The following is a 13,733-nucleotide window of genomic DNA, read 5'->3' on the forward strand; positions in this document are numbered from 1 at the left end:
TCAAGCGCTTTTCCTCAGTCGCCGTCGTAACGCACGCCGGCCAGTTCGCCGTCGAAGGCCCGCCCCCGGCGATCAGCTTCGACGCTCCCGCTGAACAGCCCCGAATCGGCCTGCGGCTTGCCGATGTGCGCCAGGTCGTTGCGCGGGGTGCGATCGACTTCGCTCTGATGCTCGAGCCGCCGGCGCGGCAGGGCACAGGGATGGGTCCGCTGAAGCCAGGACACCATGCCCTCCCTCACGTCGCAGCGCAGGTCGAACAGTTGACCGGCGTTGGACGCGCTCACCAGCATGCGCACCCGGACCAACCCGTCCACGGCATCGGTCACCTGAAGAACGCCGACTCGGCCGTCCCACAACGGGTTTGCGTGCAGCAGGCGGTCCAGCTCGGCACGCATCGCGTCGAAAGGAACCGTGAAATCCACGTCGAGTTCGGCGGTGCCGAGCAACTCGGTGGCGTTGCGCGTCCAGTTCTGGAACGGGGTGCTGGTGAAATACGTGCAGGGCAGCACGAGCCGGCGCTCATCCCACAGGTGGACGACGACGTAGGTCAGCGTGATCTCCTCGATGCGGCCCCACTCGTCTTCGAGCACGACGACGTCTCCCACGCGGATGGCGTCGGAGAAGGCGATCTGGATACCGGCGAACACGGATCCGAGCGACGTCTGCGCGGCGAGACCCGCGACGACGGTCAGCACGCCGGCCGAGGCGAACAGCGTTTTGCCGATGTCGCTGAACGACGGAAACGTCATCAACGCGGCGGCGCCGCCGAGCATGACGATGATCGCGACCGCGATGCGGCGCAGCGTCAGCACCTGGGTTTTGATTTTCCGGCGGTGCCTGTCGGCGTCGGTCAATCCCTCGTCGCCGCCGGCGAATTTCGAGATCACCTGGCGCTCGGCCACCCGGACCAGACTCGCGATCATCCACGTGATCGTCGCGATGAGTGCGATGACCAAGGTGTGGTCGACCCAGCTGCGCCAGCTGGAGCTTATGTCGACCGTCCGTCGGACCGCCGCCGAGGCGGCGATCACCACGAGGGTGGCGCGCAGAGGCCTCCGGGTGAGGTCGGCGACGTGGTGCAGCAGCGTGCTGCGACGCCCCAGCCGCTGGAGGATCCACGACAGTGCGAGTCCGATGGCGTAGGCGAGGGCGATGGCACCGGCGATCCATGCGGCGTCACCGGCAAGGTGGGTAGCGGAATGCAGTCCGATGGCGTCGTCCATGTAGCAGAGACTTGCCGCCCCGACGCCGGGGCAAAACCGTTCCGGGGTCGAATCGACCGATTGGGACTCAGCTCACAACCTAGGTGCGCTTGGCCACCAGTGCCTTGATCTTTTCGGGCAGGGCGTCGGCGACCGCGAGGGTGGGCAACAGATCGGAATCGCCCATCAACGCCGTGAAGACCGTGCCGACCGTCACGTTGTGGTCGGGTCGCGACAGCACGTCGATGCGGTCACCGCCCCGGATCGTCCCCGGGTGGATGACGCGGAAGTAAGCGCCGGGAACGCCAGCGGCCGTGAACGTCTTCATCCAGCCGCGGATGCCCAGCCATTGCACGAACGTCTGACACGGCGTGCGCGGGCTGGTGACCTCCAGCACCAGACCGTCCCCGCCCACTGACAGCCGCTCGCCGATGAGGAGGCCGGTCACGTCGAGTCCGGACGTCGTCAGGTTCTCACCGAACATGCCGTTGGTCAGCTCGCGGTCGAGGTCGCCCTCCCAGCGGTCCAGGTCCTCCCTGGCGTAGGCGTAGACAGCCTGGTCGTCGCCGCCGTGATGCTTGCTGTCGCAGATCGCATCGCCGACCACACCGCTGCCCAGCCCACCCTTTCGCGGGCCCGGTGCGCGCACCTCCAGCGGCTCGGTGCTCGGCCGCTTGTCGATCCCCGACCGGCGCCGCCCCAGATCGATGGGAGACGCCGCCTTGTTCACCGTCAGCACCGAAGCCATACCAAAAGCTACCTCGCCGTCAGCTTCCGAGAAGCTCCCAGCTGTCGTCCTCGCCGACCGGGGCGGCCGTGACCTGCAGGGTGCGTTCGGCACCCTGCTCGTCGGCCGCTGTGCAGTCGAAGGTCGTCCCGACCTCGACCGCCTTGAGCCCCTCACCGCAGTCCACCGTCACCGGGAAGCCGACCTGGTTGCTCACCTCTTCGGCGAGCGTGTCGGCGACCGTCGGGAGCTCGTAGAGCGTGTCCTTGGTTTCGTACTCCACGTTGAAGTCGTCGTCTTTCACCTTTACACCGATGCGTACCGTCTGCCCGCCGACCTCGGCGGTGCAGTCGAACGCGCTGCCCGCCTTGGGATCGGGCGACTGCTCGGGGCACTCGACGCCGGAGACCTTCTGGTCGATCGAGGAGTAGCTCTCGTTGAGCTTGTTGGTGATCTCCGACTCGAGCCTGTCGTAGTCCAGACCACCGAACGAGAACGAACAGGCGGACAGCGCCATCGCGGCACCGCCGGAGATCAGCAGGGTTTTCACCATGGATCAAGATCGTAAAGAGGTCGGGGACGTGCGTCTACAGTCCGGTGAGGTCGTCCGGAACGTCGACCGCGTAGCGGCGGAGCACGTCGAGAGGCACCGAGTCGAGCGTCCGCTCGTGGGTGGAGGCCAGCACCACCGGACAGGCCTTCCCGTCCTCGTGGGCCCGCAGCCAGTTCAGCGCTGTGACGCACCACCGGTCGCCGGGAACCAGCCCGGGGAACCGGTAGGCGGGCATCGGCGTCGACAGATCGTTGCCGATCGAGCGCTGGTGGGCGAGGAAGTCGGCGGTCACGACCGCGCAGATGGTGTGCCTGCCGAGATCCTCGTCGCCGGTGCTGCAGCAGCCGTCGCGGTAGAAACCCGTCAAAGGCTCGGTGCCGCAGGGGTCCAACGGTCCACCCAGAACATTCCGATCCGCCATCGGGCCAGTATCGCGTAGCCTCGCCCGGCATGAGATCGACGACGCGGTACGGGGGCGTCGTCCAATTGCGTGACGGAGCACGATGAACCGGATTGTCGGGACACCCGAGTACCGGCTGATGACGATCCGGAACTGGACCACGACGTCGACGATGCTTGCCGTCCTCGACGGCATGCGGTGACTCAGATGCTCAGCCGGCGATAGCGCTGTAGCCGCCGCACACCATGCGCGGGAGCGGCGCCGGGGACCGCGGTCAGGGCCCTCCGCATCCGGTCCCGCACCGCGTCCACGTCCACGTCCATGCCGATCGCGACCAGGCTGTTGGCTGGGGCCCGCGGCGGTGCGACAGCGACGTGCACCGACGGCCCGACGACGTTGACGGTGTACATCCGGGTGCTGGAGCGGTAGCGCACCGCGATGGTGCCCTTCATTCGGTAGACCCCCGCCGGCGGGTTCTCCAGGAGGTCGACGACCGCGGCGGGGTCGACGCAACCGTCGGCGAATACGGTGACCGAGTCCGCACGCGAGTGATCGTGATCGTGCGTGTGCACCTCGTCGTCGACCATCAACTCGCGGAACGTGAGCTGACCGGACTCCGGTGCGGTGGCGGCGATGTCGTACAGCAGGGCCGGGTCGATGCGGCCACCGGTGGCGCCGACGACGTAGGCATGCGGGTTGAGTTCGCGGACCCTGGACTCGATGCGCTGCAGTGTGTCGGCACGATCGTCGATCTGGTCGAGCTTGTTGACCACGACGAGGGTGGCTGCGCCGTAGCGGGCGGGCGGGGTGGCATCGCGGTCGACGGTGTCGAAGTGGGTGGCGGCGTCGATCACGTCGACGACACCGCCGGGTCTGACCCCGTCGACGCCGCTGAAGCGGATGATGCGCGAGACCGCGACCGGGTCGGCCAGTCCGCTCGCCTCCACGATGATGGCGTCGAGATGTAACTTCGGGTCCGCGAGCCGGGTCAGTGCGAGGTCGAGCCCGCCCTCGTCGGGCAGGCAGCAGATGCACCCGCCCGCGATCGACGCCGGCTCATCGACCTGACCGGTCACCAATCCCGCGTCGACGTTGAGTTCGCCGAAATCGTTGATCACGACGCCGATCCGGGCATTCGGGCTGCGCAGGACGTGGTTGAGCAGCGTGGTCTTTCCGGCGCCGAGGTAGCCGGTCAAGGCGATCACGGGTATCGGCTGCACAGCACCGCAGGTTACAGGGACTCGCGGTACCATTTTCGTTTGCGCCACATCGGTCGGCGCGAGGGGGCGATACGTGCTGGGAGTGGACGAAGGCGGATACGGCCTGGCCGAGCGCGACGCTGCCGACGAACTCCCCGTGCTCAAGGCTCTGCTCCAGATCTCCGAAGCGGTGTCACGGGCGAACTATTTCGATGAGGTGCTCGAGGTCGTCGCCGAGCAGGCACGGACCGCGCTGGGAGCGGCGTCGCTCACCATCTCCCGTTGGGAACGGGACCGCGCCGCGCTACGCACCCTCATCAACGTCGGCGACCTGGCACCGCACCAACAGAGGTGGCCGGTCGACGATCTCTACGAGGTCACGCCTGATTCACACGTCAACACGCAACTCAGCCACGGAATCGCCTATACGAACGCTCTCGACGACGAGGACTGTCCCGCGGAAACCGCCGTGGCGCTCAAAGGCCTCGGCCGGGAAGCCGAGCTCGCCGTCCCCGTCATGGTCGGCGACTCGATGTGGGGTCTCATCTGGGCGACCGCAGACAACGGCCGACGGTTCGATCATGGTGACAAGCAGCTGATCCAGGCCATCGCCGCCCATTGCGCCATGGCGATCGGCCGATCCGAACTGCTGACGACGGTGTGGCGCTACGCCTTTCAGGATCCGCTGACAGGCATAGCCAATCGACGGGCCATTGATCAGCACCTCGCCGAAATCGATTGGGACGTGGCCTACCCGGTGGCGCTGCTGTGTGACCTCGACGGCTTCAAGCGCATCAACGACCGCGACGGTCATCCTGCCGGTGACCGACTCCTGCGCGATGTCGCCGAGCAACTTCAGCGCATGTCGCTCTCAGTCGGCGGCTCGATCGCGGCACGGCTGGGCGGAGACGAGTTCTGCGTCATTCTGCGTGACGCGACCCTGGCCTCGGCGCAGATCTTCGCCATCGACGCGACCAAGGCGATCCGGGAGGCAGCGGTCACCGAGGTGAGTCTCTCCTGGGGAGCGGCGGTGGCGGGACCCGGAATCTGTAGCGGCAGCGATCTTTTGGCGGCTGCGGACGCGGCCCTGTTGGAGGCCAAACGGCAGGGGCCGGCCCGTTACAGCACCATCGTCGCGACGTCGGCGGTGCCCGGCGGGATCGACCGGCGCGACCGCGACGCAGGGGCGGTGATCGGGGTGGAACGGTTGGCCGCTGTCGTCGTCGGGATCCTCGACACGCGACCTGATCTGACGGTGCCCGAGGCGTTGGAGATTCTGGCCATGCAGGTGCAGCAGGTGTTCGGCACTGCGGCGTGGGTGATCTCGGGGTGCACGGACGACCACGAGACGCTCCAGAGAATTCGGGGTGTGGATTGTGTCCGCGAGGAGGATTCGGGCCTGTCGGTGATGACGGATCTCGGGCCGGAGTTCTATGACCTCAGCGAGTATCCGGCCACGGTGAAGGCCCTCAGGGAGGGCACATCCTTCGTCGCCGCGGTAGGGCTGGAGGATTCGGATCCCGCCGAGACCGCACTGCTGGCCAAACTGGGTTACCGCGCAGTGCTCGGCGTCGGTGTGCCGGCCGGGCAGCGGTGCTATCTGCTGGAGTTCTACTCTCACGACGGACATCGCAACTTCGCCGAGATCGCGCCGCTGGTCAAGGTTCTCGCGAACTACTGCGTCTCGTACCTCACCGAAACCCGGCAGCCCCACCGTCGAGCATGATCGTCTGCGCCGTGACGAAAGCTGCTTCGTCGCTGAGCAGGAATGCCACGGCCGGCCCGATGTCGGCGGTGACGTCGCCGAGCCTGCCCATCGGAACCCCGCGCACCGTGCGTTCGTAGGTCTTGGGGTCCCACTCGCGCCACGTCCGGATGCTCTCGGTCTCGGCGTAGGGACAGACCACGTTGACCCGGATGCCGAGCCGGCCCCATTCCAGCGCTGCGACTTTCGACGTTCCCCGGATCGCTTCCTTGGCTCCGGCGTAGGCGCCGAACTTCGGCAGGCCTATCGTGCCCGAGCCCGAGCCGAGATTGACGATGCTGCCGCCACCGTTGTCGACGAACACCGGGTACACGGCCTGCATCAATTCGAAGGTCGCGCGGGGACCGACGTCGAAGACGAGGTCGTAGTCGTCACGGGTGATGTCCTGGAACGGTTTCGGCTCGTTGGTCGCGATGGCGTTGTTGACCAGTCCGTGCACGGCGCCGAAGGTGTCGAGGCCCGTCCGGACGATCTGGCGGGCGCTGTCGGGGTGGCGAAGATCCGCCACGAGTGCGGCGACAGAACGGCCGGCCGCTCGCATCCCGTCAGCGGTCACCCTCAGCGTCTCTTCGTCACTGTCGACCAACAGAACCGACGCGCCGCGTTCTGCCAGGGCCAGGGCGATTCCCTTTCCGACACCTCGCGCCGCGCCGGTGACGATCACGACCCGCGCGTCCAGCAGCTTGGCGGGAACCCTGGTGTTCATGCCGGACACCGTAGCCCGACAGCACAGAGGCCGGACCCCGGTGGGGTCCGGCCTCTGTAATCAGTAGGGGTTGTGTGTCGCTCAGCCGACGGGGATGGTGGCGCAGCCGACGTTCGGGATACATCCCGAGACTCCGTCGGGTCCGGCGGTGCCGCCGACGCCACCGGGGTTGGTGCTGCCGCTCACGCCGCCCGGTCCGGCAGTGCCTGCCGGGCCGCCGGGGATGGAGCCGGTCGCACCGTCAGGTCCGGCCGCACCTGCCACACCACCGGGATTGGTGCTGCCGCTGGCGCCGCCGGGACCAGCGGTGCCGGCAGGGCCGCCCGGGATGCCGCCGGTGGCGCCGCCCGGTCCGGCGGTGCCGATGTCGGCGCACGGGGTGCCGTCAGCGTTGAAGCACGGCGGAGGGGCCGGCTGGGCGGAGGTCAGGGGCGCGGTAGCGATTGCAGTCGCCGCGGCGCCCGCGAAGAGCAAGGATCCCAAATTCAATGTCTTGTGTCGCATGACAGAACTGTTGCCGGGTGACGCGGAAACGAAACCATCTCGGTTATGAAGGTTTTCTAAAGGACTTCTGAGGCATGCTGGCGGTGTGGGACTCGTCATACGGCTTGCCGAGCTGTTGCTCATCCTGCTGCCCCTCCTCGGTGTGGGCTACGCAACGTTGCGGGCCATCGCCTCCGCGCGCCGCGGTGGCCAGGAGGCTCCCACGCTCGATTCGGGTGCGTCGCAACGCAACGCGATCTCGCGCGCCGTCGGCGAACATGACCGGACGGACACCCGCTGGCTCGACTACGAGATCGACGTCGCCAAGGTTCTCGACTACCCACTGATGACCGACATGCGTGATCCGCTCACGCAGCGTTTCCACCGCGCCAAGCTGCGGGCCGACTTCCTCCGCCCCTTGGATGTCGCCGATCTGGTCGACGACCGTGACGGGACGCGCGACTACCTCGACGCGGTGCAGGAATATGTCACGGCATTCGAGATCGCCGAGGCGGAGGCGATCCGCCGCGGACGCAACGGGTTCTCCGCAGCGGAACAGGAGCGGGTGGCCCGTGCCCAGCGTCTGCTGCGGGTGGCAACCAACGCCGGTGCGACGCAGCAGGAACGCGGACGCGCATACCAACTTGCGCGGCGCGAACTCGACGGGCTGCTCGTGCTGCCCGAGCGTGGTCGCGCCGCCCTGGAGCGGGGCATCAGCGGCGAGCTCGACTAGGCGTCGGCGATCGCGGCGTCGGCGACGTCGAGCGCACGGTCCAGAATCGCAAGGCCCTCGCGTGCCTGGTCGGCGGTGATGATGCACGGCGGCACCACGTGGATGCGGTTGTAGTTGGCGAACGGGAGCATGCCCAGCTTCTTGCACTCCGCGATCACGGAATTCATTGCGGCACTGGAGCTACCGTAGGGGGCGAGCGGTTCGCGGGTGGTCTGGTCGGCGACCAGCTCCACTGCCCAGAACACACCGGCGCCGCGGACCTCGCCGACGCAGCGGTGCTTGGCGGCGATCTCCTTGAGGCCGGGGCCGATCACCTCGGCGCCTACGCTCGCCGCGTTCTCGACGATGCCCTCGTCGGCCATCGCGTTGATCGTCGCGACGGCGGCGGCCGTCGCGAGCGGATGCCCGGAGTAGGTCAGGCCGCCGGGGTAGGCGCGGTGGGCGAATGTCTCGCTGATCGTGGGATTGATGGCGACGCCGCCGAGCGGGACGTAGCCGGAGTTGACGCCCTTGGCGAACGTGAGCAGGTCGGGAACGACGTCGAAGTGGTTGATGGAGAACCACTTTCCGCTGCGGCCGAAGCCGGCCATGACCTCGTCGGCGATGAAGATGATGCCGTACTCGTCACACAGCGCGCGCACGCCTTGGATGTAACCGGGAGGCGGCACCATGATTCCCGCGGTGCCGGGGATCGACTCCAGGATGATGGCCGCGATCGTGTTCGGACCCTCCATCCGGACGATGTCGTGCAGGTGCTTGAGCGCCCGCTCGGACTCTTCGGCCTCTGTGGTGGCATGAAACTGCGAGCGGTACAGGAACGGACCGAAGAAGTGGACGACACCGGCGTTGCCGTGGTCGTTCGGCCAGCGTCGGGGGTCGCCGGTGAGGTTGATCGCCGTCTCGGTGCCGCCGTGGTAGGAGCGGTACCGAGACAGCACCTTGTAGCGGCCGGTGTGGAGGCGCGCCATGCGGACCGCGTGCTCGACGGCGTCGGCGCCGCCGTTGGTGAAGAAGATCTTGTTCAGGTCGCCGGGGGTGCGCTCGGCGATCAGCCGGGCCGCCTCGGAGCGGGCGTCGTTGGCGTGCTGAGGGGCTACCGTGCACAGCTTGGCGGCCTGATCGGCAATGGCGGCAACGACTTTCGGGTGCTGATGGCCGATGTTGGTGTTCACGAGCATCGAGGAGAAGTCGAGCAGCTTGTTGCCGTCGCCGTCCCACACGTGGCAGCCGTCGGAAGCCACGATCGTCATCGGGGAGATATCGGCCTGCGCTGACCACGAATGGAACACGTGCGCGCGGTCCAGTTCGTAGGTTCTTGCAGCTTCTGCGCGCGCCGCGTCGACGGTGAGGCCGTTGGGGAGCAGCGTTTCTTCGAGCGTTTCGTTCAGCACGGGTAAACGGTAGTTCCCCGACGTCAGAACCGGAAACTGTCGGGGCGGAGTTTGTCAGTGGCCGTATCTAGACTCGAACACATGTTCGACACGTGGTCTGACGGGAGCGTCCTCTCACTGGTGGAGGGCTCGCATCGTCAAGTGGCGGTGGCGATGGCGCGCAGCCTGGCAGGGATCTTCGAACTGCTGGAACGGCGTACCGCCGAGGAATTGGAGATCGACGCCGATGTGCGCTCGATGATCACCGGTTTCCGGCGCACCGCGGTGGAGGTGGGCGCGGTGTTGAACATGTCGTCGGCCAAGGCGCGGGTGCTGGTGCGTCAGGCCGATGCTCTGCATACCCGGTTGCCCGCGGTCGGGGCGCTGCTGGCTGCCGGTGAGGTGGACTGGGCCACCACCGAGCTGGTGCTGAGTCGCACCGATGTGGTCGACGAAGAGTGGATGGCCCAGCTCGACGCCACGCTCGCCGAAAAGATCCGGGGCTGGGCCTGTTGGTCACGCAAGAGCGTCATCAAAGCGATCGATGTCGAGGTCAACGCTGTGGATTCCGAGGCGGTCAAGAAGCGCCGGGTACGTGCCTTCGACGAGCGGGCGGTCACTGTCGAGGTCGGCCTGGACGGGATCGCGGAGGTGCGGGCGACGATGACCGCCGAGGAAGGCGCGGCGTTGGACACCCGGCTCACCGCGTTGGCCAAGACGACGTGCGCCGAGGACCCGCGCAGCCTGCGAGCCCGGCGCGCCGATGCGTTCACCGCGATACAGAAGGGTCGGGTGTTCACCTGTGCCTGCGAGAGCGAGGACTGCCCGAGCCGCGCCGCGGCCGTGCCCGCCGCTGTTCCCCCTGCGCCCGCGCCGGCTTCGGAGCCGCGGGTGGTGCTCAACGTGATCGCCTCCGCGGAAACGGTCGCCGGGCACAGTGATGCCCCGGGCTACCTGGCCGGCTACGGGGTGATCGACGCCGCCCTGGTCCGCGAACTGGCCCGCGACGCCACGCGGCGCCTGGTCGAGTCGCCGGCATTCGACGAGCGTCAGGCGCTCACCTACCGGCCCTCGGCCGCGTTGGCCCGCTTCATCCGCGCCCGCGATCTGACGTGCCGCTTCCCTGGCTGCACCGTGCCCGCCGAACGCTGCGACATCGACCACACCAGACCGTTCAACCACGACGACCCGGCAGCCGGCGGCTGGACGGTGCCGTGGAACCTGGCCTGTTACTGCCGAGAACATCACCGCCACAAAACGTTCGACGAGGGTTGGCGAGACGAACAATTGTCCGACGGCACCATCATCTGGACCTCACCGTCGGGTAGGACGCTGCCCACCACACCGGGCGGGGTCGCGATGTTCCCGGGGCTGGCCAAACCGCGCAGCGCCGAGGAACGCAAGCGCGTCGCCGCGGCCCGTGAGCGTCTGCACCGTCACCGCGACGCCAGCAATTACCACCGGTACCGCAACCGGGCCGCCAAAGAGGAGGTTCGACAACGGTGCTGGCGCAATGAGTTCCGGCGCAAGCACGTCCTGTTCAAGGGTTACTGGTTCCATGACAAGCCGGACAACCGAAGTCCCTATGCGCGGTTCATCGCCGACCCGATCGAACCCGAACCACTCGAACCCGGCTGGCAACCACCACCACGGCAGCCCACCGACCGGGACGATCCCCCACCTTTCTAGAGCGAGCCGGCCTCGAGCTCGTCGAGGGCGTCACCGGTGTACACGGCGAGGCGCTGAAGGTGGGGCAGCCGGTCGCGGCAGCCGACGAAGCCGAGGTTCATCGTGTCGGCGTAGCTCTGCAGGGTGATGTTGAGCGCCATGCCGTGGATCGGGATCGATACCGGGTAGGTCGCTTCGAGCCGGGAACCGTTGAAGTACAACGGCTCTCGCGGCCCCGGCACATTCGACACGCACAGGTTGAACGTGTACGGCCACGGCGGCTGCACGCCGGTCAACGCCCCCGCGATCTGCCCGCCGGCCGGAGCCAGCACCGCCGCGCTGTAGGCGATGATCGCTGCGGGCGACATCGACTGCAGCTGCGCTTTCGCTGCACGGGTGGCCGCCGTGATCGACACGAGACGCTCGACCGCGTCCTCGATGTCGGTGCCCATCGGCGCCAGCATCGCGCCCACCGCATTGCCGCCGCCCTCGTCACCCTTGGGCCGCACATTCACCGGCAGGAACGCGATCAGCGACCGATCCGGCAGTTTGTCGAAGTCGCTCAGGAACTTTCGCAGTCCACCGCCGATGATCGCCAGCGCCACATCGTTGATCGTCGCCCCGTGCTGCGCACTGAGCTTCTTCAGCCGGTCGAACTCGTACTGCTGGGTGGCGAACCGGCGATTGCGGCTGATCCGCGCGTTGAGGATGCTGTGCGGCGCCGACGCCGAACCCGAGATGTGGACGTTGTCGCCGTCGCGACGAAGCTGCGTGTTGACCAGAGCCGACGTCAGATCCACCGCGGAACTGACACCACCGGTCACCGCCGAACTCACCCCGCCCAGCGCACGCAGCGTCGCCGTCAACGGGTTCGACGACTCGCCCTCGCCGGTCTCGCGCCGCGCCCGCTTCGGCGTCGGCACGTTGAAGAACATGCGGGTGTTTCGGTCCTGCGGGTCGGTGGACAAGCTGCGCCCCAGCATCCGCATCGCGCTGTAACCGTCGACGAGCGCGTGGTGGATCTTCATGTACATCGCGAAGCGGCCACCCTCGAGGCCCTCGATGACATGCAGTTCCCACGGCGGCCGCGTCAGGTCGAGGTGGTTGCTGTGTAACCGCGACACCAGCACGCCCAGCTCGCGTTCGTCGCCCGGGCTGGCCAGCGCCGACCGCCGCACGTGGTAGTCGAAATCGAAGTCCTTGTCGGTCACCCAGCTGTGCAGCGGGCTGAACTGCAGCCGCGGGTTGGCGAGCTTGCGGTTCCACGGCGCCACCACCTCCTGGCTGCGCGCCTCGTCGACCATCCGACGCAGATAGTCGCTCGGCGCGTCCGGCGGCGGCGTGAACGGCAGCAGCCCGGCGACGTGCATCTTCGAACTCGACGTCTCGCCGTAGATGAACAACAAGTCCTGCAGTCCGAGACGGACACTGTCGGCGCTCACGGATGCACGCTAGCCGTAGTGCTCACGTTCCACAGAAGGTTTTGAAGGAGGCGCTGAACTCCTGCGGGCCGGGTTCGGCGTACCGCTGCAGCCCCGGACGTTCGTCGAACGGCGACTGGATCGCGTCGAGCAGCCCGTTCAGCGGGGCCAGGTCGCCACCCGTCGCCGCGGTGAGCGCTTCCTCCACCAGGTGGTTGCGCGGAATGTAGACCGGGTTGACCCGGTCCATTCCGTCGGGATCCGGGCCGAGCGACCGCCAGCGTGTCAGCCAACCGTCGAACGCCGCGAGGTCGATGAACTCGCCACGCACCGGTTCGCTGTCGCCGCGGGCCGCCATCGCCAGGCGCCGGAAGAACGACGTGTAGTCGACCTGGCTCTGCTGCAGATGCGCCAGCAGATCCTGGACGAGGGGCCCCGCCTCCTCCGTGGACGCACCGGGCACACCCAGCTTCGCCTTCATCCCGTCGATCCACGTCGATTCGTACAGCGGGGCGAAACCACCCAGCGACTGCTCGGCCGCGGCGATCGCCTTCTCGCTGTCGTCGTCGATCAGCGGCAGCAGCGTCTCGGCGAAACGCGCCAGGTTCCACAGCGCGATCGACGGCTGATTGCCGTACGCGTAGCGGCCCCAGCTGTCGATCGAGCTGAACACCGTCGCCGGATCGAACGCCTCCATGAACGCGCACGGGCCGTAGTCGATCGTCTCGCCGGAGATCGTCATGTTGTCGGTGTTCATCACACCGTGGATGAAGCCGGCGAGCATCCACTGCGCGATGAGCCGGGCCTGCACGGCGCTGACCGCCTCGATCAGCGCCAGGTACGGGTTCTCGGCCTCGGCCGCCTGCGGATGGTGCCGCGCGATCGCGAAATCGGCAAGCCGCTGGAGCAGATCGGTGTTTCCCGACGCCTGCATCAGCAGCGGCGCGAACTGGAACGTCCCCACCCGCAGATGACTGGCGGCGACGCGGGCGAGCACCGCGCCCGGCAGCACGGTCTCGCGATAGACCTGCCGACCGGTGCTCACCACGGCCAGCGCCCGCGTCGTCGGTATCCCGAGCGCGTGCATCGCCTCGCTGATCACGTACTCGCGCAGCATCGGCCCCACCGCTGCCAGGCCGTCTCCGCCACGCGCGAACGGGGTGCGTCCCGAGCCCTTCAGGTGCAGGTCGCGCAGTGTTCCCCGGACATCCTCGACTTCACCGAGCAGCAACGCCCGGCCGTCCCCGAGACGGGGTTGGAACCCGCCGAACTGGTGCCCGGCGTAGGCCTGCGCCACCGGAACCACCTCGGACGGCACGGCGGTCCCGGTCAGCAGGCCAAGGCCTTCCGGGGTGCGTAGCCACTCCGCGTCGATGCCCAGCTCAGCAGCCAGGGGTTCGTTGAGTGCCAGTAGCTGCGGCTCGGGAGCCTCTTCGGCCTTCCACTGCACCGTCAGCTCGGGGAGCTCGCCGACGAATCGGCTCTGCAGGGCGATACTCACCCCAC

Annotated in this window: 13 protein-coding genes; 3 read left to right on the forward strand and 10 right to left on the reverse strand. The window is 67.7% G+C overall.

The annotated features are described in order from the left end of the window. Positions 1 to 14: 14 nt before the first annotated feature. The 5 genes from ACAG24_RS01220 to ACAG24_RS01240 all read right to left on the reverse strand — a co-directional run bounded on the left by ACAG24_RS01220 (position 15) and on the right by ACAG24_RS01240 (position 4,102). On the reverse strand, positions 15 to 1,223 hold the full coding sequence (locus ACAG24_RS01220; RefSeq protein WP_370470879.1) for a mechanosensitive ion channel family protein: 1,209 nt from the start codon (positions 1,221 to 1,223) through the stop codon (positions 15 to 17). Between the two features lie 79 nt (positions 1,224 to 1,302). Further along, positions 1,303 to 1,950 carry an MOSC domain-containing protein gene (locus tag ACAG24_RS01225; protein WP_370470880.1) on the reverse strand — a complete coding sequence of 216 codons (648 nt, stop codon included), beginning with the start codon at positions 1,948 to 1,950 and terminating at the stop codon, positions 1,303 to 1,305. A 19-nt stretch (positions 1,951 to 1,969) separates the two neighbouring features. Next, the gene (locus ACAG24_RS01230) at positions 1,970 to 2,482 is read right to left on the reverse strand and encodes a DUF4333 domain-containing protein (RefSeq protein ID WP_370470881.1); all 513 of its coding nucleotides are present in this window, start codon (positions 2,480 to 2,482) and stop codon (positions 1,970 to 1,972) included. A gap of 34 nt (positions 2,483 to 2,516) precedes the next feature. Continuing rightward, positions 2,517 to 2,903: a DUF2237 family protein gene (locus ACAG24_RS01235; protein WP_370470882.1), complete on the reverse strand. Its 387-nt coding sequence runs from the start codon at positions 2,901 to 2,903 to the stop codon at positions 2,517 to 2,519. 182 nt (positions 2,904 to 3,085) lie between these two features. Further along, positions 3,086 to 4,102, reverse strand: a complete 1,017-nt coding sequence (locus tag ACAG24_RS01240; protein WP_370470883.1) for a CobW family GTP-binding protein — start codon at positions 4,100 to 4,102, stop codon at positions 3,086 to 3,088. Positions 4,103 to 4,175: 73 nt separating this feature from the next. Here ACAG24_RS01240 and ACAG24_RS01245 point away from each other — a divergent pair, with 73 nt between their 5' ends. Further along, positions 4,176 to 5,807, forward strand: a complete 1,632-nt coding sequence (locus ACAG24_RS01245) for a diguanylate cyclase domain-containing protein (RefSeq protein ID WP_370470884.1) — start codon at positions 4,176 to 4,178, stop codon at positions 5,805 to 5,807. On the opposite strand, the gene ACAG24_RS01250 is transcribed toward ACAG24_RS01245, so the two are convergent. Continuing rightward, the gene (locus ACAG24_RS01250) at positions 5,773 to 6,552 is read right to left on the reverse strand and encodes an SDR family NAD(P)-dependent oxidoreductase (RefSeq protein ID WP_370470885.1); all 780 of its coding nucleotides are present in this window, start codon (positions 6,550 to 6,552) and stop codon (positions 5,773 to 5,775) included. The two genes, ACAG24_RS01245 and ACAG24_RS01250, sit on opposite strands and share 35 nt — an antisense overlap. An 81-nt stretch (positions 6,553 to 6,633) precedes the next feature. Continuing rightward, positions 6,634 to 7,056 carry a hypothetical protein gene (locus ACAG24_RS01255; RefSeq protein ID WP_370470886.1) on the reverse strand — a complete coding sequence of 141 codons (423 nt, stop codon included), beginning with the start codon at positions 7,054 to 7,056 and terminating at the stop codon, positions 6,634 to 6,636. An 85-nt stretch (positions 7,057 to 7,141) separates the two neighbouring features. Here ACAG24_RS01255 and ACAG24_RS01260 point away from each other — a divergent pair, with 85 nt between their 5' ends. Next, entirely contained in the window at positions 7,142 to 7,768 is a 627-nt protein-coding gene (locus ACAG24_RS01260; protein WP_370470887.1) for a hypothetical protein, read from the forward strand. Here the strand turns inward: ACAG24_RS01260 and ACAG24_RS01265 are convergent. Beyond that, positions 7,765 to 9,159 (reverse strand): aspartate aminotransferase family protein, encoded by a 1,395-nt coding sequence (locus ACAG24_RS01265; protein ID WP_370470888.1) that lies wholly within the window; start codon positions 9,157 to 9,159, stop codon positions 7,765 to 7,767. The two genes, ACAG24_RS01260 and ACAG24_RS01265, sit on opposite strands and share 4 nt — an antisense overlap. Positions 9,160 to 9,240: 81 nt before the next feature. Here ACAG24_RS01265 and ACAG24_RS01270 point away from each other — a divergent pair, with 81 nt between their 5' ends. Further along, positions 9,241 to 10,827 carry an HNH endonuclease signature motif containing protein gene (locus tag ACAG24_RS01270; RefSeq protein WP_370470889.1) on the forward strand — a complete coding sequence of 529 codons (1,587 nt, stop codon included), beginning with the start codon at positions 9,241 to 9,243 and terminating at the stop codon, positions 10,825 to 10,827. Here ACAG24_RS01270 and ACAG24_RS01275 read toward each other — a convergent pair. Both ACAG24_RS01275 and ACAG24_RS01280 read right to left on the reverse strand, forming a co-directional pair. Next, on the reverse strand, positions 10,824 to 12,248 hold the full coding sequence (locus ACAG24_RS01275; protein WP_370470890.1) for a WS/DGAT/MGAT family O-acyltransferase: 1,425 nt from the start codon (positions 12,246 to 12,248) through the stop codon (positions 10,824 to 10,826). The two genes, ACAG24_RS01270 and ACAG24_RS01275, sit on opposite strands and share 4 nt — an antisense overlap. Positions 12,249 to 12,270: 22 nt before the next feature. Next, positions 12,271 to 13,728 (reverse strand): protein adenylyltransferase SelO, encoded by a 1,458-nt coding sequence (locus ACAG24_RS01280; protein ID WP_370470891.1) that lies wholly within the window; start codon positions 13,726 to 13,728, stop codon positions 12,271 to 12,273. Positions 13,729 to 13,733 lie beyond the last annotated feature (5 nt).

It is taken from the genome of Mycobacterium bulgaricum, from assembly GCF_041287165.2.
GTDB classification, from domain to species: domain Bacteria; phylum Actinomycetota; class Actinomycetes; order Mycobacteriales; family Mycobacteriaceae; genus Mycobacterium; species Mycobacterium bulgaricum.